Source organism: Mesorhizobium sp. M8A.F.Ca.ET.161.01.1.1 (assembly GCF_004792105.1).
Taxonomy (GTDB): domain Bacteria; phylum Pseudomonadota; class Alphaproteobacteria; order Rhizobiales; family Rhizobiaceae; genus Mesorhizobium.
The window spans coordinates 385,726-407,489 of sequence record NZ_SRTD01000003.1 but is presented as its reverse complement, the minus strand read 5'-3'; the positions used below and the strand labels follow the sequence as shown (position 1 = coordinate 407,489).

The 21,764-nt window shown below is 63.6% G+C and carries 22 protein-coding genes and 2 pseudogenes; 23 read left to right on the top strand and 1 reads right to left on the bottom strand.

Annotated elements, in window-relative coordinates; translation table 11 throughout:
* Positions 1-31 precede the first annotated feature (31 nt).
* The 14 genes and pseudogenes from EN804_RS10600 to EN804_RS10530 all read left to right on the top strand — a co-directional run bounded on the left by EN804_RS10600 (position 32) and on the right by EN804_RS10530 (position 10,393).
* Positions 32-853 carry an isoprenylcysteine carboxylmethyltransferase family protein gene (locus tag EN804_RS10600; RefSeq protein ID WP_246693409.1) on the top strand — a complete coding sequence of 274 codons (822 nt, stop codon included), beginning with the start codon at positions 32-34 and terminating at the stop codon, positions 851-853.
* A gap of 118 nt (positions 854-971) precedes the next feature.
* Positions 972-1,322, top strand: coding sequence for a hypothetical protein (locus tag EN804_RS10595; protein WP_246693408.1), 351 nt, complete (start codon positions 972-974; stop codon positions 1,320-1,322).
* A gap of 232 nt (positions 1,323-1,554) precedes the next feature.
* A complete protein-coding gene (locus EN804_RS10590; protein WP_127280942.1) occupies positions 1,555-1,719 on the top strand; it encodes a DUF3309 family protein in 165 nt (54 codons plus the stop codon).
* Between the two features lie 270 nt (positions 1,720-1,989).
* Positions 1,990-2,126 (top strand): annotated as a pseudogene (locus tag EN804_RS10585) (ABC transporter permease); the annotation flags it as partial.
* Complete coding sequence (locus tag EN804_RS10580) at positions 2,126-2,668, top strand: hypothetical protein (protein WP_245464536.1); 543 nt, start codon at positions 2,126-2,128, stop codon at positions 2,666-2,668. The pseudogene EN804_RS10585 and the gene EN804_RS10580, both read left to right, overlap by 1 nt.
* Positions 2,559-2,804 (top strand): annotated as a pseudogene (locus tag EN804_RS10575) (TOBE domain-containing protein); the annotation flags it as partial. The gene EN804_RS10580 and the pseudogene EN804_RS10575, both read left to right, overlap by 110 nt.
* Before the next feature lie 237 nt (positions 2,805-3,041).
* Complete coding sequence (locus tag EN804_RS10565; protein WP_135919341.1) at positions 3,042-4,292, top strand: aconitase X; 1,251 nt, start codon at positions 3,042-3,044, stop codon at positions 4,290-4,292.
* Positions 4,289-4,729 carry a DUF126 domain-containing protein gene (locus EN804_RS10560; protein WP_189524479.1) on the top strand — a complete coding sequence of 147 codons (441 nt, stop codon included), beginning with the start codon at positions 4,289-4,291 and terminating at the stop codon, positions 4,727-4,729. The genes EN804_RS10565 and EN804_RS10560 overlap by 4 nt, the downstream gene beginning before the upstream one ends.
* A gap of 261 nt (positions 4,730-4,990) precedes the next feature.
* Complete coding sequence (locus EN804_RS10555) at positions 4,991-5,587, top strand: thioredoxin family protein (protein WP_135919339.1); 597 nt, start codon at positions 4,991-4,993, stop codon at positions 5,585-5,587.
* Between the two features lie 34 nt (positions 5,588-5,621).
* Positions 5,622-7,247, top strand: coding sequence for an FAD-binding protein (locus EN804_RS10550; protein ID WP_135919338.1), 1,626 nt, complete (start codon positions 5,622-5,624; stop codon positions 7,245-7,247).
* The gene (locus tag EN804_RS10545; RefSeq protein ID WP_135866199.1) at positions 7,244-7,570 is read left to right on the top strand and encodes a ferredoxin family protein; all 327 of its coding nucleotides are present in this window, start codon (positions 7,244-7,246) and stop codon (positions 7,568-7,570) included. The genes EN804_RS10550 and EN804_RS10545 overlap by 4 nt, the downstream gene beginning before the upstream one ends.
* A gap of 13 nt (positions 7,571-7,583) precedes the next feature.
* A complete protein-coding gene (locus tag EN804_RS10540; RefSeq protein ID WP_135919337.1) occupies positions 7,584-8,420 on the top strand; it encodes an ABC transporter ATP-binding protein in 837 nt (278 codons plus the stop codon).
* Positions 8,421-8,432: 12 nt separating this feature from the next.
* The gene (locus EN804_RS10535; protein ID WP_135919336.1) at positions 8,433-9,338 is read left to right on the top strand and encodes an ABC transporter permease; all 906 of its coding nucleotides are present in this window, start codon (positions 8,433-8,435) and stop codon (positions 9,336-9,338) included.
* Between the two features lie 35 nt (positions 9,339-9,373).
* Positions 9,374-10,393, top strand: a complete 1,020-nt coding sequence (locus tag EN804_RS10530; protein WP_127873218.1) for an aliphatic sulfonate ABC transporter substrate-binding protein — start codon at positions 9,374-9,376, stop codon at positions 10,391-10,393.
* 56 nt (positions 10,394-10,449) lie between these two features.
* On the opposite strand, the gene EN804_RS10525 is transcribed toward EN804_RS10530, so the two are convergent.
* Positions 10,450-11,478 carry a LacI family DNA-binding transcriptional regulator gene (locus tag EN804_RS10525; protein WP_135919335.1) on the bottom strand — a complete coding sequence of 343 codons (1,029 nt, stop codon included), beginning with the start codon at positions 11,476-11,478 and terminating at the stop codon, positions 10,450-10,452.
* 357 nt (positions 11,479-11,835) lie between these two features.
* Here EN804_RS10525 and EN804_RS10520 point away from each other — a divergent pair, with 357 nt between their 5' ends.
* The 9 genes from EN804_RS10520 (at position 11,836) to EN804_RS10480 (ending at position 21,762) form a co-directional block, all read left to right on the top strand.
* Entirely contained in the window at positions 11,836-13,449 is a 1,614-nt protein-coding gene (locus EN804_RS10520; protein ID WP_135919334.1) for an extracellular solute-binding protein, read from the top strand.
* A gap of 149 nt (positions 13,450-13,598) precedes the next feature.
* Positions 13,599-14,459: a carbohydrate ABC transporter permease gene (locus tag EN804_RS10515; protein WP_135919333.1), complete on the top strand. Its 861-nt coding sequence runs from the start codon at positions 13,599-13,601 to the stop codon at positions 14,457-14,459.
* Positions 14,456-15,415, top strand: coding sequence for a sugar ABC transporter permease (locus tag EN804_RS10510; RefSeq protein ID WP_135919332.1), 960 nt, complete (start codon positions 14,456-14,458; stop codon positions 15,413-15,415). Before EN804_RS10515 ends, EN804_RS10510 begins: the two co-directional genes overlap by 4 nt.
* A complete protein-coding gene (locus EN804_RS10505; protein WP_135919331.1) occupies positions 15,412-16,503 on the top strand; it encodes an ABC transporter ATP-binding protein in 1,092 nt (363 codons plus the stop codon). Before EN804_RS10510 ends, EN804_RS10505 begins: the two co-directional genes overlap by 4 nt.
* A gap of 3 nt (positions 16,504-16,506) precedes the next feature.
* Positions 16,507-17,577, top strand: a complete 1,071-nt coding sequence (locus EN804_RS10500; RefSeq protein ID WP_135919330.1) for an ABC transporter ATP-binding protein — start codon at positions 16,507-16,509, stop codon at positions 17,575-17,577.
* Between the two features lie 35 nt (positions 17,578-17,612).
* Positions 17,613-18,710 carry a Gfo/Idh/MocA family oxidoreductase gene (locus tag EN804_RS10495; RefSeq protein ID WP_135919329.1) on the top strand — a complete coding sequence of 366 codons (1,098 nt, stop codon included), beginning with the start codon at positions 17,613-17,615 and terminating at the stop codon, positions 18,708-18,710.
* Positions 18,711-18,785: 75 nt separating this feature from the next.
* Positions 18,786-19,700, top strand: a complete 915-nt coding sequence (locus tag EN804_RS10490; protein WP_127279317.1) for a sugar phosphate isomerase/epimerase — start codon at positions 18,786-18,788, stop codon at positions 19,698-19,700.
* Between the two features lie 56 nt (positions 19,701-19,756).
* Positions 19,757-20,701, top strand: a complete 945-nt coding sequence (locus tag EN804_RS10485; protein ID WP_135919328.1) for a substrate-binding domain-containing protein — start codon at positions 19,757-19,759, stop codon at positions 20,699-20,701.
* 56 nt (positions 20,702-20,757) lie between these two features.
* A complete protein-coding gene (locus EN804_RS10480; protein ID WP_246693407.1) occupies positions 20,758-21,762 on the top strand; it encodes an ABC transporter permease in 1,005 nt (334 codons plus the stop codon).
* Positions 21,763-21,764: the final 2 nt, after the last annotated feature.

Here is a 21,764-nt window from a genome sequence, read left to right as displayed (position 1 = left end):
GTGCAGAGGCCGCGAAAGGTCATATCGCGAGATGCTGAAAGACCGGGTACGGCCTTGCCGTTCGGCGGCTTTGACCCGGTTTGATGCCGATCTGATCTTCTCGGTTAACGGCACGGCAATGGTTACGTGCAAAGGTCGCCCCCGAGGGATCATCGGGATGCTTGCCTTGCTCATGTCAAAAAGTGAAGCGCTTTCGCGTGCGCCAGACAAAAGGCTTTTGTCGGCGGCGCGCAAGCACGAGATCATGCTCGACTTGCGCGAAGGCTTCTTTCGCGCCTGTGCGCTGCTGTGCGCGGGGCTGTTCGTCTATCGCGGCGTCTATCAGCTTCTCGAGGATCCGACCCGGCTCAACACCGCGCTGGTGGCGATTTCCGAGATACTCACCTTCACCTGGCTGCTTCTGTCGCGGCGTCCGGTCACGCGTGACTGGAATCTGGTTACCGTCATCGTTTCGGTGACAGCCAGTTTTGGCGTTGCGTTGATCAGTCTCAAGCCAGGCATTGCGCTGATTCCTCTCTACGTCGCCGCGCCGTTACAGATCATCGCATTGTTGTTCGTTATCTGGGGCAAGATCTCGCTGGGGCGCTCTTTTGCGATCCTGCCGGCCAATCGCGGTGTGATGACGGGCGGTGCCTATCGGCTGGTGCGGCATCCGATCTATGCCGGCTACCTCGCCGGCCATGTGCTCTACCTCCTGTCGGCCTTTTCCTTCCACAATCTCGCTGTCTATGCGGTCATCACCTACATGCAGCTGTATCGAATCCTGCGCGAGGAGGCCTTGCTGGCCGCCGAGCCGGAGTATCGCGCTTACATGGAACATGTACACTACCGGCTGTTCTACCGGTTATTCTGAAGGCCAGGCTGTGAGGGTTGGCCAACAGGCTCATCAGCGTCCAGTGGTCGGAGCTGCTCCCTAGGCGAGGGCGCTGTAGCTCGGCGCTTCGGTCGGCGGCAGCAACGGCGCGAATGCCGTGGCCGGCGCCAATATCGGAGATTCGGGCGGCATCAACGCCGGGCTCGGTGCCAATGCTGGTGGAACAGGCGGTATCAACGCGGGGCTTGGCGCCAATGTTGGCGGTACTAGTGGTGTCGGTGTCGGTGTCGGCGTCGGCGTGGGCATCGACAACGTAACCAATCCCAGCAACCCGTCGAACGTGGGCATATCGCCCAACCCTAGCCACCTCAACGGTCCGCGTGCCGTGGCCCAGATGTCGAGCTCCCAGCTGAGGCGCATGAAGAAGCGCTGCGTCGACGTTCTCGGCAGCGAGGGGACTTATGACCGCGACCTGCGCCAGCTCTGCCTGCTGATCGCACGCCGCTGAGGTTGAAGGAGGCTGCGGAACCAGCCCTGAGGCTTTGACCGCACTCTCCTGGCCCCCGACCGGTCGGAAAGCCCGCCGTCCAGGCGGGCTTTCTGCTTTGCGGGCTGGATGCTCCGTAGCCGGGATGGCCCGGCGGAACGCCAGCTCCCCTAAAACGTTCATACCTTACAACATCTGAAATAGCGCGATGTTGAAACGGCGCGAAAGCGCGCATTTAGGAGCTGGGAAAGTCATGGGTCTCGGAACAATACTTATCATCATTCTAATCCTCGCGCTGCTTGGCGGCTTCAGCGGTATCGGTGGTGGTCCGTTCTACGGAACCGGTTATTATGGTGGCGGTGGTCTCGGACTTGTGCTGATCATCATCATCATTCTTGTCGTCCTGGGCCGCATTTAGCAGTTCGATCACGGGAGCAATCGCGATCGCGTGACCGCGCTTACGTTGCCGAGCACCGGATTGTGATGCATCAGGCATTTCGCGGGGTTCAGGTATGGTGATCGCGGTCCACACCTCCCGTGAAAACAAGAGGAGAGGGTCCACCCCTTCATCCTCCCCAAGGCTCGCTCCGGCTTCCCGGAGCGGGCCTTTTTTCGTCAAAGCGGTTCCTCGAAGGGCGGCTCCGGGCGAATTGCGATGAAGCGTCCCTGCGCTGGTGGTTGACAGAATTGGCTTGGCACGGTCATCGAGGACCAGTTCGTCGCCGTGTTCACTGGCCGCTCGGGGAAGCACTGTCCTTCTTCCTGCTCGCCGTCGTGCTGGTCATCCTGGCGGTGGCTTCGCCGCTGCTGCGGAGGGTGGCGTGATGGCGACGACGCGCATCCTCGAATGGCTGGGTCGCCTCTATGTCGGGCTGCTGCTCGCCTTCCTTTATTTGCCTATCATCATGGCGCTGATGTCGTTCAACGTCTCGCCCTTCTATCAGCTGCCGTTCGAATGGACGACCGAGTGGTACGCCTCGCTGTGGCAGAACGACCAGCTGATCGCGGCGACCTGGAACAGCATCGAGATCGCGGTCATCACCACGATCATTTCAACCGTGCTCGGCTCGGCGGCGTCGCTGGCGCTCTTTCGTCATGAGTTTCGTGGCAAGAAATTCCTGCAGGCGCTGCTGTTTCCGCCGATCGCCATTCCTTGGCTGATCACCGGCACGGCGATGCTGATCTTCTTCTTCGGCGTCGGGCGCGGCCTGTTCGCCATCCTGCTCGGCCATGTCGCGCTGGCCAGGGGCAGGCTGGGCCGTGCGGCCCGAGCGCATCCGCATTGCCGCCGATGCCGGGCCCGTGGATGCCGCCAATGTCAACATGCTCGAGGGGCAGGTGTCGAAGTCCATCTTCGCCGGCAATAACAGCACCTATTTCGTCGAGCGCGCCGGACAGACGCTGAAGGTCATCGTGCAAAATACCGGTGCCGACAGGCTGGCGGAGGGGCAGGATGTGGTGCTGCGATGGTCGCCGGAGAGCACGGTGTTGATTGGCGGTTAGGATGCAGTCGACGATTGGGATGGTTGGTGTTCCTTGGCGCCCCCCTCTGCCCTACCGGACATCTCCCCCACGAGGGGGGAGATTGACTGTCATCGCCGGTTTCGCAAATCTCTCACGTCGCAAAAAACGAGCGCCAAGGCTGAAGCCGCCGATCTCCCCCCTCGTGGGCGAGATGCCCGGTAGGGCAGAGGGGGGCGCTGTCCCGCCATACGGTCGGGTAGGCCTAGGAGCACATCGATGACGCTTGAATTGGATGCCCGCGACCAATCCATGCTCGACGGCGAGCACGGCCCGTCCGCTGCGGCGGCCATGAAAATCCTGGCCGCTTTTTCCAACGCGATCGGGGCAAACAGCCTGCTCGACATCACCGGCGCCCATATCGACGGTTGCCTCTATCACGGCAAGGTAGGGCTCGATTTCGTCGAACGGCTGGTCGAAGGCGGCGGCCGTGTTCAAGTGCCGACGACGCTCAATGTCGGGTCGTTCGACCTCATCCATCCCGGCATGGTGAAGATCCCGGCGGCGGAGGAAGCACCGGCGCGGCGGTTGATGCAGGCGCATCTCGAGCTTGGCTGTCAGGCGACATTCACCTGCGCACCCTACCAAACGCGGTTCCGACCCAAATTCGGCCAGCAGATCGCCTGGGGGGAATCCAATGCCATTGTCTTCGCCAATTCGGTGATCGGCGCGCGCACCAACCGCTACGGCGATTTCATCGATCTGTGCTGCGCCATGACAGGGCGCGCACCGGCCTGGGGCCTGCATCTCAGCGAAAACCGGCGCGGCCGTGTCCTGTTCGAACTGGACGTTGCCGAGCTGGAACCGACTGACAGCCTGTTCGTCGGCGTCGGGCTGATCATTGGGCAAGCCAGCGGCGACCGCGTTCCGGTGATTGCGGGCCTGCCCAGGCCGCGCGACGAGGACCAGTTGAAAGCGCTCGGTGCCGCGGCGGCAACCACAGGCGCGGTGGCGCTGTTCCATGCGGTTGGCATCACGCCGGAGGCCGGAACCGGCGACGAGGCGTTTCAAGGCATGGTGCCCGAGGAGATCGTCCGCGTCAGCCGTGCCGACATCAACCATGCATTGGCCAGGCTGTCGATGGTGCCTGACGGTGCGCCGCTCCGCGCCGTGTCGCTGGGCACGCCGCATTTCTCGCATGAGGAATGGATGCGCCTGCTGCCGCTGCTGCGTGAGGCAGCACCCGGGAAGGGCATCCCGATCTACGTCAACACCGGACGCGCGACGCTGACGCGATTGCAGGAGGAGGGGGCGCTCGACGGCATGGAGGCATTCGGCCTGATCCCGGTTGCCGATACCTGCACCTATGTCACCTCGATCCTCGAACGTCTCGACGGCGTGGTGATGACCAATTCCGGCAAATGGGCGCATTACGCGCCGGGCAATATCGGCGTGACCGTCGCCTTCGCCGAGATGAGGGACTGCATCCGCTCCGCCGCGGTTGGCCACGTCGTGCGGGGTGTGTCGTGACGCGGCGGATTGAAACGGGCGCGGCTGACCGGCTGGGCACTTTCCAACTGACCGGCGCCGCCGAAGGGCAGGCCTTAGTGTTCTCGCAGCCGCTCAGTTTCTGGGGCGGCATCGATGCCGAGACCGGCGACATAACAGATCATTCGCATCCAGGTCTTGGCCAGAATGTCGCCGGCAAGATCCTTGTCATGCCGAGCGGCCGGGGATCGTCATCCTCGTCCTCGGTGCTGGCCGAGGCGATCCGCAGAGGCACGGCGCCGGCGGGTATTCTTCTGGAGCGGCCGGACCCGATCCTGGCGGTGGGCGCGATCGTCGCCGAGTTTCTCTACGACATTCGCATGCCGCTTGTGGTGTGCGATATTTCCGGCATTGGTTCCGGTGGACGGATTTTCATCGGTATTGGTGCGGATGGCGCTGCGATCGTTCGCAAGGTCTAGGAACATGCGTTCCTAATCAAGCTCAGCGCGCACATCGCGGATGGAAACCGCCGCTGCTTCCCAAGTCTCATTTCTTCCAAGGCAGCCTTCTCTCGAACAAACCTGCCGGCGCGGCGCCGAACATTGGCACGATATTCTAAGCTGCGCGGTTGACCGTGAACGTGCCCTCAGGCGTATAATTCTACTAAATTCATAGACTAACTGCCGGTGCCTGGGCGCTTGCAGCTTGACCTGAGAAAGCCGGCTGAAGGGAGAGCATCGATGCCGAAGACAGAATCCAATCCGATCGAGCTTGGCACCAGGGCCGCCGACTTCCTGTTGCCGGACGCACAGGGCGTGCTGCACCGGCTGGCCGACTTCGATGTCAGGCCGGCCTTGCTCGTTGCCTTCATTTCGAACCGTTGCCCCTTTGTCGTGCTGATCCGCGAACAGCTCGCCGCATTCGCGAGAGACTACGCGGCCAAAGGGTTGCAGGTGGTGGCGATCAACGCCAACGACCATCTGGAGCATCCCGAGGAGACACTGGCGCGGATCGGCGAGGAGTCTGAAAAGGTCGGTTATTCCTTCCCCTATCTGAAGGACGCCTCGCAGCAGGTGGCGAAAGCCTATGGCGCGGCTTGCACGCCCGACTTCTTCCTGTTCGGCGCCGATCGCCGGCTCGCCTATCACGGCCAGTTCGACGACGCGCGGCCAGGCAATGGCAAGCCGGTGACCGGTGCTGATCTGCGCGCGGCTGTCGACACGGTGCTGGAAGGCGGCAGGCCCGCCGCAAGCCAAGTGCCGTCGATCGGCTGCAACATCAAATGGAGCGCCGGCAATGAGCCGGTGTGGTTCTCCGGTGCGGCCCGCGCCGCATAGCGCCGGCCACGTCGCACTCCTTCGCCGAGCATCCATGCCCAAGTCGCAAAAATCAGCTTCCGACAACTTGCATCTCCAGGCCGACGTGCTGGTGCTGGGCGGCGGTCCGTCGGCGGCCTGGGCGGCGGTGGCGGCGGCCGACAGCGGCGCCAAGGTGGTGCTGGCCGACAAGGGCTATCTCGGCACCAGCGGCGCCACGGCGCCTTCCAACACCGGCACCTGGTGCGTGCCGCCGGGCGACAACAGGCATGCCGTGGTGGAGCGGCGCTGGCAGCGCACCGGCGAACTCGCCGACCAGCGATGGATGCTGCGTTGCGTCGACACCGCCTTCCGCAATCTGCTCCGGCTTTGGGAATGGGGCTATCCTTTTCCGAGCGAGGATGACGGCCGGCTCTACATCGCCAATCTGCGCGGGCCGGACTACATGCGCTTCATGCGCCGCCGCGTGCTGCTGGCCGGAGTCACCGTGCTCGACCATCATCCCGCGCTCGAACTCCTGTTCGATGGCGGTGCCATCGTTGGCGCAGGCGGTGTCGCCCGGCAGGCGGGCCATGACTGGCGCGTCGACGCCAAGGCCGTGGTGCTGGCGACCGGCGGCTGTGCGTTCCGCGAGCGCATCCTCGGCGGGACAGGGCTGACCGGGGATGGTTATCTGATGGCGGCTGAGGCCGGCGCCAGCCTTTCCGGCATGGAATTTACCGGCAAGTACACGTTGGCGCCGTACGGTTCCTCGCTGAACAAGGGGTTGCCGTTTCGCTGGGCCTCGTTCCATCGCGAGGATGGCTCGCCGATCCTCGGCCCCACGGGCGAGCCGTTGCGCAACGGCATCGGTGACCGCGAGGACGAGGTGGCGCGCGCGCTGATCGACGGGCCGGTCTATGCGCGGCTCGACCAGGCCGAACCGGCGCTGCAGGGCTGGCTGCGTCAGGGTCAGCCGAACTGCTTCGTTCCCTATGACCGGGCCGGTATCGATCCGTTCAGCGATCTGTTCCGCATCACGCTGCGTGCCGAAGGCACGGTGCGCGGCACTGGCGGCATCGACATTGTCTCCGACGATTGCGCCACAGGCGTGCCTGGCCTCTATGTCGCCGGTGACGCCGCAAGCCGCGAGATCATGACCGGGGCGGTGTCGGGCGGGGGCGCCGTCAATTCCTCCTGGGCGCTGGCCAGTGGCTGGTGGGCAGGCAAGGGCGCATCGACCCATGCCAAGCGCCGCGCCGGCAAGGCGTTTCGGGGCACCGTGCAACCGCTCGGTCAGGCCGGGCTGCGTCCTGCGGCAACGCCGCGCGCCGATATCGCGGCGGGCGAGGTCATCGAGGCGGTGCGTAACGAAGTGACGCCACTCGACAAGAACTTCTTCCGCAGCGGCGCAGGCCTGGAGAGAAGCAGCGAACGGCTGGAGAGCGTCTGGCGCGCTGTGCGCGACCATCTGCGGGGCGAGGGCGCGGACAAAGTCCGCGCACGCGAGGCGGCATCGATCGCCGCTGCCGGGCGCTGGTCCGTGGCCTCGGCGTTGCACCGCACCGAGAGCCGCGGCATGCACCGCCGCACCGATCTGCCGGGTAAGAGCCCAGCCTTGGCGCGCCGCCTTATCATCACCGGTGTCGACGCGTTCCGCATCGAAGGGACGCCTGAGCGGCCGGCGGAGTTGGCATCATGATCGAGATCGTCTCGGCCACGCGCTGCGTGGAATGCGACATCTGCGTCAAGGTGTGCCCGACCAATGTCTTCGACGCGACCGAGCATGGTGCCCCCGTCATCGCACGCCAAGACGACTGCCAGACCTGCTTCCTCTGTGAAATCTATTGCCCGACCGACGCGCTTTACGTTGCCGAGTTCGCCGAAGGGCCGACCGGCATCACTGAGGTGGAGGTCGAGGAACGTCTTCTGTTCGGCAGCTATGCCCGCGCGCTCGGCTGGGCGCGCGGCAAGGCCGGCGGCTCCCAGTTCGACCCGACGCACCGCATCCGCGTGGCGCAATAGGAGGCGAGGGACCATGGACCGCATCGTCGTCAACGACATCAGCAAGATCTTCCAGCTCAAGCCGGGGCAGTTCGTCACTGTCGACGGCGAGGCGAGCGACCGCGTCACCGTCCTCGACGGGGTCGATCTTGCCATCCGCAAGGGTGAGTTCATCACGCTGGTCGGTCCGAGTGGTTCGGGCAAGTCGGTGCTGCTCGACATCATCGGCGGGCTGACGCAGGCGACGGGTGGCGAGGTCCAGCTCGACGGCAGGCGGATTACAAAGCCTGATCCGAAGACCGGCTATGTCTTCCAGCAATATGCGCTGTTTCCCTGGCGCACGGCACTGGCAAACATCGAATATGCGCTGGAAGTGCGCGGCGTCGCCAAGGCCGAGCGGACGGCGACGGCCCGGCATTTGTTGTCGCTGTTCGGCCTTGCCGGCTTCGAGGACCGTTTTCCCAATCAGCTCTCCGGCGGCATGCAGCAGCGCGTGGCGATCGCGCGCGCCTTGGCCAGCAATCCGGAAGTGCTGTTGATGGACGAGCCCTTCGCCGCGCTCGACCAGCAGACGCGTGAGCTGCTGCAGGGCGAGCTGTTGCGCATCTGGGGCAAGATCAAGACCACTGTCATCTTCGTCACCCACTCGATCGACGAGGCGATCTTCCTGGCCGACCGCGTGGTGGTGATGACGGCGCGGCCCGGCGCGGTGAAGGAGATCATCGATATCGACCTGCCAAGGCCACGCGACGGCGATATCCGCGCCAGCACCGAATTCAACCTGTATCGCGCCCGCGTCTGGGACGTGCTGCGCGACGAGGTCAACAAGGCGCAGAAGGACTGGACGCTGTCGCCGGCCTTCAGCCATTGAGGAGCTAGACCCATGGCCTATCTGACCGAAAAGCTCGGCCCCGCCATCGGCTTTCGCAGCGCTGCCGGCGAGGCTGCGGTTTCGACGAACGTCCCTGCGATCAAGACGCGCGGTGTCGCCGCAGGTGCCAAGGTTCGCGGGAAGGGAGCGCATGCCGGCACCTTCCTTTATGGCTTGCCGCTGCTTGGCCTGTTCTTTCTCTCCTGGGAGATCGCGCCGCGGCTCGGCTGGCTGAACCGCATCTTCTTCCCGCCATTGAGCGAGGTGCTGATCGCCTGGTGGGCGTTGCTCGCCTCGGGCGTGCTGGTCGAACATATCGGCATCAGCTTGCAGCGCGCCGCGATCGGCTTTGCGCTCGGTGTGGTGGTGGCCATACCGCTCGGCCTCTTGATGGGCCGCTATGCGCTGTTCGAGAAGGTCAGCGATCTTCTGGTGCAGACGCTGCGCAACACCTCGCAATTCGCGCTGCTGCCGGTGTTCATCCTGTTGCTCGGCATTGGCGAGGAATCGAAGGTGGCGATCACCTTCTACTCCTCGGTGTTCTTTCTCCTCGTCAACACTATCAGCGGGGTCAAGTCGGTCGATCCGCTGCTTATCAAGGCGGCACGCTCGATGGGTACGTCCGACTTCGACCTGTTTCGAAAAGTCATCCTGCCGGCGACCATTCCCTCGATCGTCGCCGGCGCGCGGCTGGCGGTCAAATCCTCGCTGTTCGCGGTGATCGGCGCCGAGATGCTGGCGGCCAAATCCGGTCTCGGTTTCCTCATCCAGAACTCGCAGCTGATGATGGAAACGGCCGACATGTATGCCGGCATTTTGACGCTCACTGTCATCGGGCTGACCGTCAACTACCTGCTCGTCTGGTTCGAGCGCTGGGCCACGGCCTGGAAGGGGCAGTCCGAGTCTTCGCTCATTTAAGCCATCCATTCATACCAATCAGGAAGGATTTTTCCATGACCAGCATCGCATTCGATGGATTTCGCCGGCTGCTCCTCAAGGGCGCCATTGCCGTCGTCATAGGCCTTGGCGGCATGCCGGCCTTCGCGCAGGACAAGCCCGATGTCATCCGCATCGGCAGCACCGCGCCCGGGCATCTCAAATTCATCCTCGCCCAGAAGGATGGCTGGTGGGAAAAGGAATTCGCCAAGGACGGCATCAAGGTCGAACTGGTGACCTTTAATGGCGGCTCGGAGGCAACGACGGCGCTGGCGACCGGAGCGATCGAGTTCACCTACACCGGCAACAACCCGGCGCTGCGTGTCGCCGCCTCCGGCGCCGACGTCAAGCTGATCGGCCTGTCGAGCTATGTCAGGACAGGCGGCTCCTACATCGTCGTCAAGACCGATTCTCCGCTGAAGACATTGCAGGACCTCAAGGGCAAGAAGGTCGCCTATCTTACCGGCACGGTGCGGCATTCAAATTTCAGCAAGGCGTTGAACAGCGTCGGCCTGACGACGAATGATGTCGAGGGTCTGAACCTGCCTTTCGAGGCATCCGGCCCGGCACTGCTGCGCGGCGACATCGACGCCATCGTCGAGACGGATTCGACGGCGGCCAAGCTGGTCGATACCAGCGAGGCCCGCATCCTCTTCGACACCGGCACCCATCCGGAATGGAACGTGCCCAATGTCATCTCGGTCAACGGCGCCTTCGCGGCGAAATATCCCGATCTGGTCAAGCGCCTGCTGAAGGTCGATATCGAGATTTCGCGCTGGGCCGACGCTCATCCCGATGAGACGATCAAGACCTTCGTGGAGGCGACCAAGTCGTCGGAAAAATCGGTGCGCAAGACTTATGCCGATGGGGCGTTTCACCAGGACCCGAAACTCACCGACGATGCGATCGAGGCCCTGAAGGGCGAGGAAAAATTCATGGCCAGCGCCGGGCTTTTGAAAGGCTCGATCGATTACGGCAAATGGATCGACAAGAGCTTTGTCGACGCCGCCGCGGCGGAAGTCGCCGCTGTCCAGTAAGCCGGAGTGATCGGGGCAGCGCGCGTTCGCGGCGCTGTCCCGTTCGTCCGAGGATATCAAATCTCCGGGATGTTCTCCTTGAAGATCACCTGCAGCCTCGGCTGGTGCAATTCATAGGGCAGCCCCCGGACGGCATGGGTCAGGATGTTGAGCGCCTCGCGGGCCTCGACGCGCGGGTTCTGGTCGATGACCGCGTCGAGCGTGCCGTCGAGCAGCAATTCCTTGGTGCCGTCCGTCGCCTCATGGCCGAGGAAAACCATGGATCGCGCTCGGCCGCGCTCCTTGAGCGCGCGCGCGATGCCGGTGTTGCCGGCGCCGACATTGTAGATCGCGGCAAGGTCCGGGTGCCGCTCCAGAAGGGCTGACGCCTCCGAATAGGCCTTTTCGCGGTCGTCGAGCATTTCGCGCATCTCGACGATCTGCAGGTTGGGTGACTCTTCCGTCAATATGTGCCGGAATCCCATCTCGCGTTCCTCATGGCCGCGATAGGACAGCGAGCCGGCGAACAGTGCCACCTTGCCGGGGCGTCCAGACCCCATGAAACGGTTGAGCAGATAGCCGGCCAGCCGCCCGGCAGCGCGGTTGTCGATGCCGATATAGGCGACTCTCGGCACATGCAGGATGTCGGAGGCGATGGTCACCACCTTGACGTCGTTGGCCGACAGCGAGCGGATCGCCTCGCGCACCGTCGGATGGTCGAGCGCGATGACGCCGACGCCTTGCGTCTGGCCGCGCAGATCCTGCAGCAAGCGGGCGAGCCGGTCGGGATTGAAGCCCTCTGTGGTGGCGATGTGAACGTCGAGATCGGGGCGGGCCAAGGCCTGCGCCTCGATATGGCGGTGCAGCATCTTGATGAAGGAATTCGTGCCCGCCGGCAGGGCGAAGTCGAGCCGGATGATCTCGCCGGGCAGGGGCCTGGGCGGCGCGCCGTTCGGGCTCTCGGCGATGTAGCCGAGGCGCTGCGCCATTTCGAGCACGATCTCGCGTGTACGCGCCCGCACGCCGGGGCGGTTGTTGAGCACACGGTCGACGGTGGCGGCGGAGACGCCGGCTTCCCGGGCTATGTCAGTCAGGGTGGAACGCACCGTCTTTCATCTCCTCAATGCATCAGGATCACGCAATGCGGGCTGCCGGCCCGATGCTGCCAACGCCTCGCTATCCGCGATTCTGATGGGAAATGATGTATCCGGCCTTGGCCGATGCGCAAGCCGCCAGGCTAAATCAAGTCGCCCGGGGCGATCGTGCCGGGAAGGGAAAACACATTTCCCATCAAATCGAGGCATCTGGAGAGGTGTATGAACTCCGGTATGACGCATTCCCCCGCCTCGTTGCGATGTTGTGAGGTATTTTGATCATTTATGATGTTGACAGCCTTCCGATACTGCCGTCAATATCCCTCATGGGCTCGTGGAGGAAACGTTGGCCCTGAGGGAGGAATTCCAATGTCTGATCTGATCCGCATCTCGCGGCGCCGATTGTTGGCGTCCGGAGGAAAGGCCGCGGTGTTCGTCGCCGCGACCGGTATCGCACCGCAATTCATTCGTCCCGGCCGCGCTTTTGCAGCCGATGCACTGGCGCCCGGCATGATCGGCGGGCCGACCGGCTTCGACGGCGCCGAGCGTTATCAATACGGCCCCGACACGCCCGAGGGCCGTGCCGTCGAGGCCGCCAAGGCGCTGAAGGGCGCCGGCAAGGCACCGGCCAAGATCGTGCTTGGCCTCTCGGACGGCTCAATCGGCCAGCTCACCCAGCCTTTCCCGGCCGGCGCGCCATCGATCAAGGAGCTCTGGGAAAAGGAGACCGGCATCCCGATCGAGATCGTCGGTCTGCCGAATGGCCAGGAATTCACCAAGACCATGCAGGACATCTCCACCAAGGGTGGAGCCTATGACATCTATTCGACCGAGTGGAACCGCCTTGGTGATCTCGCCGAGACCGGCGGCATCGCCAAGCTCGACGACTTCGTCGCCCAGTACAAGCCCGAATGGGACGATCCCAAGACCGGCTATGTCGACGGCGCCAAGGGCGTGTCGCTGCTCAACAAATATCGCGGCTCGAACTACGGCGTGTCGCTGGACGGCGACTTCCAGACCTGGGTCTACCGCACCGACCTGTTCGGCGACGAAGCCGAGAAGAAGGCCTTCAAGGACAAATACGGCTACGATCTGGTGCCGCCGAAAACCTGGAAGCAGCACGGCGATATCGCGGCCTTCTTCCAGCGCCCGGACAAGGGTCTGTTCGGCTCCACCGACCTGCGCAACCAGGGCTGGGGCTACACCAACTGGTACCAGCGCTATGTGTCGATGGCCTCGCCCAACCAGTTCCTGTTCGGCGATGACGGCAAGCCGCTGATCAATTCCGAACACGGCATCGCGGCCACCAACGAATATGTCGAATCGCTCGCCCATCATTCGCCGGATGCGATCTCGTGGGGCTGGCCGGAGCAGTACGGCAATTTCGCCAAGGGCGGCGCGGCGATGACCTGCGCCTTCTCCAACCTGCCGAAATTCCTCGACAATGCCGGCAACAAGGACTCCAAGGTCACCGGCAAGATCGGCACGATGCTGCCACCCGGCCGCGAGATCGACGGCAAGCTGATCAGCCGCTCGGTGCTCTGGTTCTCGCTGACCGGCATGGTCTCGTCGCAGTCGAAGAACCAGGAGGCCGCCTATTTCCTGCTGCAATGGCTGGGCTCGGCGCGCATCTACGCCTGGATGAGCGCCAATCCCGGCGGCTATCTCGACCCGTTCCGGCTTTCGGATTTCTCCGATCCGCTGGTGCGCCAGACCTATCATGCCTACCACATGGACGTCGTGCGCGAGACGGTCGCCCGCACGGTGCCGACAATCAACTATCCCGGCGCCACCGCCTTCCACAACGCGCTGGACGAAAACCTCATGGCGTCGCTGACCAAGGCCAAGACGTCGGAGCAGGCGATGGCCGACACCGAAACCGAGTGGAAGAAGATCGCCCGGCGCATCGGCGAGGACAAATTGCTCGAAGCCATCAGGACCAACAAGGAGGCTTGGCCGACCGTTCTCGATCCGATCAGCTAATCCATCTCCCTGGATCAGATCCGGAGGGGAGGCGCGAAAGCTCTTCCCCTCCGCACTGGAGCATGATCCCGAAAAGTGGGACCCGGTTTTCGGAAAAGATCATGCTCCAACAAAGAGTTAGATCTAACGCCACCAGCAAAAGCAGCCAGATGAAGCGTTCCGTCCCCTTCGAGATATTCCGCTACGCCGCGATCCTGGCGGCGATGGCCGTCACGCTGGTGCCGATCCTGTGGATGGTCTCGATGGCCTTCAAGCCGATCGCCGAATGGTCGGCGACGGGTGCGGACCTGGCATGGTGGCCGAAGAACCCGACGCTCAGCAATTTCCAGTTCGTGTTCGGCGAATCCACCAACAATCTGATCGTGGCGCTCGACCGCACCGCGCTAAAGCCGATCCTGTCGTCGCTGCTGTCGGCGGTGTTCGGCACCGCGATCGCCATGTCGGCGGGCACGGCCGCCGCCTATGGCCTGTCGCGCTTCGGCTCGGGGCAGAACCTGCCGCTGGCGCTGATCCAGCTCAGGCTGTTTCCGCCGATGGCCGTCATGATCCCCGTGATGATCATGTGGGCCTTCCTCAATTTCACCGACAGCTGGTGGGGGCTGGCGCTGATCTATGGCATCGTCACCTTGCCGTTCGCCTTCTGGCTGATGAAGACCTTCTTCGACGACATGCCGCGCGAGATCGAGGAGGCCGCCTTGGTCGAGGGCTGCTCGCGGCTGCGCGTCTTCACCCGCATCACGCTGCCGATGATGCGTGCGCCGCTGGCGAGTGCGGCACTCTTCGTCTTCATCCTCAACTGGTCAGACTATCTGATCGCGCTGCTTCTGACGACGCGCGAATGGGTGACGATCCCTGTCTACATGGCCTCGCTGTCATCCTCGATGACCGGCCAGCTCTATGGCGCCAAGGCAGCACTCGGGCTGATCGCCGCCGTACCGCCAGTCATCATGGGCATCGCCATCCAGCGCCACCTGGTGCGCGGGCTGACCTTCGGGGCGCTCAAGCAATGAGCGCCTTGACCGCAACGATTTCGGAGGACGAGATGGGCGCCGTGCGCGGCAAGCCAGTCCTGCGCGACGAAGGCACACGGCTGGGCTTTCGCCTGACCTTGCCGGCGCAGATCTTGGTGCTGTTTATCTCGGCCTTTCCGCTGTTGATGCAGCTCTACATCAGCGTCACCGACTGGTCGCCGCTCTCGGGCCTCGGCTGGTGGAACGCCTGGGAGATGTGGAACAGCTTCGCCAACTACACCGACCTCGCCGCCGACGCGCGCTTCTGGAGCGCGCTGAAGCGCACTGCCATCGTCATGATCGTCTGCGTGCCAGCCGAGTTCCTGCTCGGCCTGGCACTTGCGACGCTGTTCGCCGACGATTTTCCCGGCAAGCGCATCTTCTATTCGATCCTCTTGATGCCGATGATGGTGGTGCCGGCGGTGGCCGGCTACATGTTCTTCATGCTGTTCCAGTCGGGCGGCCCGGTGAACGACATCCTGTCGGCAGTCACCGGCACGCAAGTCACCATCGCCTGGCTGTCGGACCCGACGCTGGCGCTGATCGCGGTGATGATCGCCGATATCTGGCAGTGGACGCCGCTGATGTTCCTGATCCTGCTTGCGGGCCTCGTCGGCGTGCCGGAGGACCAGATCAAGGCGGCGACGCTGCTCGGCGCCAATCCCTGGCAGCGCTTCACCACCATCGTGCTGCCGAAGATGAAGACGATCATCATCATCGCGCTGGCGATCCGGGTGATCGAGAACTTCAAGATCTTCGACACGCTCTACATCATGACCGGCGGCGGCCCCGGCGTCGCCACCGAAACCATCTCCGTCTACATCTACAAGGTCATCACGCAGGATCTGATCTGGGGCTATGTCGCGGCGATCGCGCTGACCATCCTGGTCGTGCTCTCCATCGTCGCCGTGTTCGCCATGAAGCGCATGGCGCGGGCAAGGCAGGTGCCGGCATGAGCGCGATCCAACTCAAGCACCTCACCAAGACATTCGGCGACTTCACGGCGCTGAAGACCATGGACCTCGACATATCGGATGGCGAGTTCATGGCGCTGCTCGGGCCGTCCGGCTGCGGCAAGTCGACGACGATGAACATGATCGCCGGCATGGAAGAGCCGAGCAGCGGCAAGATCCTGTTCGGCGAGCGCGACATGGCCGGGGTGCCGATGGGCCGGCGCGGCGTCGGCTTCGTCTTCCAGAACTATGCCATCTTCACCCATATGACGGTGCGCCAGAATCTTGCCTACGGGCCGAGGATGCGCGGTGCCGCGAAAGCCGAGATCGACCGGCGCGTCGGCGCCATCGCAGAGCTGTTGCAACTGACGCCGCTGCTCGACCGCAAGGCCGACAGGCTTTCGGTCAATATCCTGCAGCGCGTGGCGATCGGCCGCTCGGCGATCATGGAGCCGGCGATATTCCTGCTCGACGAGCCGCTGTCCAATGTCGACGCGGCCTTCCGCGCGGTCATGCGCACCGAGCTGAAACAGCTGCAGCGCCAGTTCAAGCAAACCATGGTCTACGTCACCCACGACCAGTTGGAAGCGATGACCATGGCCGACCGCATCGCGGTCATGGACCATGGCGTGCTGCAGCAGGTCGGCACGCCGCTGGAGGTCTATAACAATCCGGCCAATGTCTTCGTCGCCCGCTTCATCGGCGCGCCCGGCATGAACCTGCTCAAGGGCAGGCCGGCGGAGAGCGACCGGGGTCTGGTCGTCGATCTCGGGCCGCTGGGCATCACGCCGCCATTGCCGGATGAGCTGGCGGCCAGCGTGCGCGGCGCAGGCGGCGAGGTGCTTTACGGCTTCCGGCCGGAACAGGTGGCCTTGGCGCAAGACGGGCGCGGGCTTGCCATGCCTGTCACCTTCGTCGAACGCATCGGTGCACGTACCATCGTTCATCTCGGACAGGGCGAGGGCGCCGTGAAAGCGGTGTTCGACAATGATGTCGGGTTGTCGATCGGGCAGGCCGCCGTCGTCGCACCCGCGGCGCCATCGGTGCGCGTCTTCGACGCCGTCAGCGGCCTTGCGATGGGGGCGGGCTGAGCCATGGCCGATATCGTCTTCCGCAATGTCACGAAACGCTACGGCGACACACTCGCCGTCGACGATGCCTCGTTCACCGTCAACGACAACGAGTTCTTTTGCTTCTTCGGGCCGCCGCTGTCGGGCAAGTCGACCATCCTGCGGCTGGTGCTCGGGCTGGAGACGCCGGATGCCGGCGAAATCCTCATCGGTGGCAGGCCGGTCAACACCGTGTCGCCGGCCGAGCGCAACGTGGCGATGGTGTTCCAGAACCTGGCGTTGTTCCCGCATATGAGCGCGCTCGACAATGTCCGCTTTCCGCTGGTCGAGCGGAAGGTCGCCGACGTCGATATCAAGCGGCGCGTCGCCGATGTCGCGGCCAAGCTGCATATCGGTCATATCCTGCACAAGCCGCCGGCACAGCTTTCGGGCGGCGAGCGGCAGCGCGTGGCGATCGCACGGGCGCTGGTGCGCGATCCCAATGCCTACCTGATGGACGATCCGATCTCGGCGCTCGATGCGCGGCTGCGCGAGGAAACGCGCGTCGAGTTGAAGCGCATCCAGCGCGACCTCGGCAAGACGCTGATCTATGTCACCCATGACCAGGAAGAGGCGATGTCGATCGCCGACCGCATCGCCATCCTGGACAATGGCAGGATCAGGCAGATCGGCGCGCCGACCGAGATCTATGACCGCCCCGTCAGCACCTATGTGGCGCGGCTGCTCGGTTCGCCTGTCATGAACATCCTCAAATCCGTTCGCGGCGAGAGCGGCGTCGAAGCCGCCGAAGGCGCGCTCAGCATCGCCGACCGCGCGGCTCCGGCCGACGCAGTCGAGATCGGACTGAGGCCGGAGGACATCAAGGTCAGTCCCTGGAGCGACAACGAGAAGGCGGGCCGGGGCCGCCCAGCGCGGGTGTTCGAGGTCGAGCCGCTTGGCGGCTACACCGTGGTGACGCTCGCCGCCGGGCAGGCGCGGCTGAAGGCATTGCTGCGCGGCCAGCCCGATATCAGGCCCGATGCGATGGTGGCGATATCCTGCGAGCCGGCACGCGTGCATTATTTCGGACAGGGCGGAGGCGCGTTGGCAAGATGAATGCGGCCGCGAGGACAGAATTTCGGGAGGAAGGCATGACAGGCAAGAGCTTCGAGCCGGATGTGAAGGTCCGCACGAAGGAATACAGGATCGGCTGCGTCGGCGCCGGCATGATCATGGCCGAGTGCCACCTGGCCGCTTACAAGGAGGCGGGGTTCCCGGTGGTGGCGATCGCTTCGCGCACAAAAGCGAATGCGCAAAAGGTCGCCGACCGTTGGAGCATCCCGACCGTCCACGACACGCCTGAACAACTGATCGAGGACGCAAATATCGAGATCATCGACCTTGCCTTTCCGCCCGACCAGCAGCCGGCGCTGATCCGCCATGCGCTGAAGCAGAAGCATATCAAGGGGATCCTGGCGCAGAAGCCCCTGGCGCTGTCGGTCGAGGAAGCCGTCAAGCTGCGCGACGAGGCGGCGAAGGCCGGCAAGATCCTCTCGGTCAATCAGAACATGCGTTACGACCAGTCGATGCGCGTGTTGAAGCAGATCATCGACAGCGGCGCGCTGGGCGATATCGTCTTCGCGCAGATCGACATGCATGCCATCCCGCATTGGCAGACTTTCCTTCAAGGTTACGACCGGCTGACGCTCGCCAATATGAGCGTGCATCACCTCGACGTGCTGCGCTTCCTGTTCGGCGATCCCGACGAGATCACGACGCTGACGCGTAAGGATCCGCGCACGCAGTTCGAACATTCCGACGGCATCACCGTCTCGACGCTGCGTTTCCCCACAGGCGTGCTCGCCGTGTCGCTGGAGGACGTCTGGTCCGGTCCGCGCCAGGAGGGCTATCGCGACGACCAGCACATCAACTGGCGCGTCGACGGCACCAAGGGCGTCGCCAAGGGCACGATCGGCTGGCCGACGGGTGCCGCCTCGACACTGACTTACGCCTCGGCGGAGACGACCGGGGGCGAGTGGGTCAGCCCGAGCTGGGAGACGATGTGGTTCCCGCATGCCTTCATCGGGGTGATGGAGCAGTTGCAGCATGCGGTGAAGACCGGCACGCCGCCGGCGCTCACTGTTGCCGACAACGTCAAGACCATGGCGCTGGTGGAGGCGGGCTACCGCTCCATCGCGTTGGGCCGCACCGTCAAGCTTTCCGAAATCTCGACAAACTCGATCAACTGAAAATCACTGGCAGCTGAAATCACCGGCAGCTGAAATCACTGGCAACTGAATCGCTTACAGGGAGGAATTCACATCATGATGCAGGCAGGTATTTTCACGGGCTATTTCCCGTACGGCCTTGAAGAGACGGCGAAGAAGATCCGCGGGCTCGGTTTCAATACGGTGCAGCTCGACCTGCATTTCAGGGATGTCGACCTGTCGGCCGGCCAGATCACCAAGGACAAGGCCAAGAAGGTGCGCGACGTCTTCCGCGACAACAATCTGCCGGTCTGCTGCGTGTCGGGCTACACCAACATCATTCATCCTGACAAAGCCGAGCGTGACAAGCGCGTCGGCTATCTCAAGGAGATAATCCGTAACGCCCGTCATTTCGGCTCGCCTTACGTGATCTCGGAAACCGGCACCTACAACACCGAGTCCGACTGGGTGCATCATCCCAAGAACAAGACCGAGGAAGGGTTCGAGGAATGCCGCAAGGTGATCGCCGACCTCGCCCAGACGGCCTATGACCACGGCGCGGTGTTCCTGCTCGAAACCTATGTCAACAACGTCGTCGGCTCGGTCGAGGAGACGGTCAGGATGTTCGCGCAGGTCGATCATCCCGGTCTCGGCCTGCTGATGGATCCGACCAATTATTTCGAGACCCACAACATCGACCGGATGGACCAGATCCTGAACCAGGTGTTCGACACGCTGACCGACAAGATCAAGATCGCGCATGCCAAGGACGTCAAGCGCTCGGGCGACGACAAGTCGGAGAAGCATGCCGACATCGGTGACGCCGACGCGATGGAAAGCCACACCTTCCGTGGGGTTGGTGAAATCGAACTGCCGGCGCCCGGCCTCGGTTCGCTGAACTACGACCTCTATCTCCAGCGGCTGGCTGAAAAGCATCCGAACATCCCTGTGATCATCGAGCATCTGTCGGAGGACGACGTGCCGCGCGCCAAGACGTTCCTCGACGGGAAGTTCCGCGCCAACGGCCTGTGACGGCTAGCCGCGCCGCCCGGTGCGTGGCGGCGCGGCGTCAAACAAGGGAGGAAAGAATGTTGAAATTCGCTTGGAAACTGGCTGCCGCCGCGACAGTGCTCGCCGGCGTCGCCCTTGGCACGACGGCGCAGGCGCAGGACGGCCAGAAGACCTTCTATCTCTTGTCGCATGGCGGCCCGTCGGATGCGTTCTGGATCGACTGGAACGCCGGCGCGACCAAGGCCTGCGACCAGCTCAAGGTGACCTGCAAGATCTCCTTCAGCGGCGGCGACATGGCGGCACAGAAAGAGGCCTTCAATTCGGCGCTTGCCGCCAAGCCCGACGGCATCGCCACCACCTCGGCGCAGCCGGGCCTCTGGACCGAGGAGGTGAAAGCGGCAAAGGCGGCCGGCATCCCGATCGTGTTCTTCAACACCGACGATCCGGCGACCGGACGGCAGGCCTATGTCGGCGCGGATCTCAAGGACGCGGGCGTCACCTGGGCCAAATACCTCGTCGACCACAAGATGGTGAAGCAGGGCGACAAGGTGTTCCTGCCGGTCGAGGTTCCCGGCGCCAGCTATCAGCAGCTCGAGACTGAGGGCATTGCCAGCGTTTTCGATCCGTTGGGGATCAAATATGACGTGGTCGATTGCGGCACCGATCCGGCCGGCATCATCGCCAAGATGACCGACTACATGGTCGCCAACAATCCGCCGGCGATCATCGCGCTCGGCGATTCCGTGGCGGCCAGCGTCAAGCGCGTGTTCGATGGCGCCGGTGTGCCGGCGGGCAAAATCCCCGTCGTCGGCTGGGGCAATTCCAAGGAGACGGCGCAGGCCGTCAAGGATGGCTTCGTCAACGCCGCCGCCTGGCAGTACCCGTCCGCGCAGGGCTTCATGCCGGTGGCGCTGCTCGGGCTCGCTGCCTCGGGCGAACCGATCGGCTACGACATCCATACTTTCGGTCTCTACGACGCCGCCAGCGTCGAGCCGATCCTGAAGCTCTACGACAAGAAATGAGAAGCCGGCGCCCGCCTAAAGCGGCGGGCGTTTTTCCAAGCATGGTCCAAGCAGTCATGACAATTGCCGCAGAAGACGACGCGCCGAGGGCGAAAGGCAGGTCCAGCCTGATGCGCTCGCCGCAATTCTCCTCCTTCATCATCCTCCTCGTGCTGCTGGCGGTATTCGCTGTCGCCGACGCCAATTTCCTGTCGCCGCTCAACATCTCCAACATGATGGCGTTCCTGCCCGAGCTCGGCATCATCGCGCTTGGCATGACGCTGCTTTTGACGGCAGGCGAATTCGACCTTTCCGTCGGCGCGGTGTTCGGGCTGGCGCCTGTGGTGGTGATGCTGCTGGTGCAGAATGGCGGGGTGGATATAGGTGTCGCGCTGCTGGCCGGACTTGTGCTGTGCATCGCAATCGGCGCGATCAACGGGCTGATCGTCACCAAGATCGGCATCTCGTCCTTCCTGGTGACACTGTCGATGCTGCTGGTCGTGCGTGGCGCCGCGCTTTACATCACGCAGGGCTTTCCGCTGAAATCCTGGGACCAGCCCGGCTTCTTCGTGACACTGCTCGCGGGCAGCTTCAACGTCGGTTCGTTCCGCTTCTACACATCGCTGTGGTGGTTCATCGGTCTTTCGCTGTTTGCCATCTACATCCTGCGCTACGCCAAGCTCGGCAATTGGATCAGCGCCATCGGTTCCAACCGCAACGCGGCGGTGGCGCGCGGCGTGCCGGCCGATAGCGTCAAGATCTGGCTTTTCATCGCGACCTCGGTGCTGGCCGGCCTTGCCGGCATGATCAGCGCCTTCCGCATCTCCGCCGCCTCGCCGGTGGCCGGCACCGGCTATGAGCTGGAAGTGATCGCCATGGTGGTGGTCGGCGGCACGGCGCTGACCGGCGGACGCGGCACTATCCTCGGCACGATCGTCGGCGCGCTGATGCTGCGCGCCATCCGAAACGGCATCGTGCTGATCGGCGTGCCCGGGCTCGCATACAACATCTTTGTCGGCCTGATCATCCTCGCCATGCTCATCCTGCACGCTTTGCTGCAGAAGAACGCCGCAAGGGGCTGACG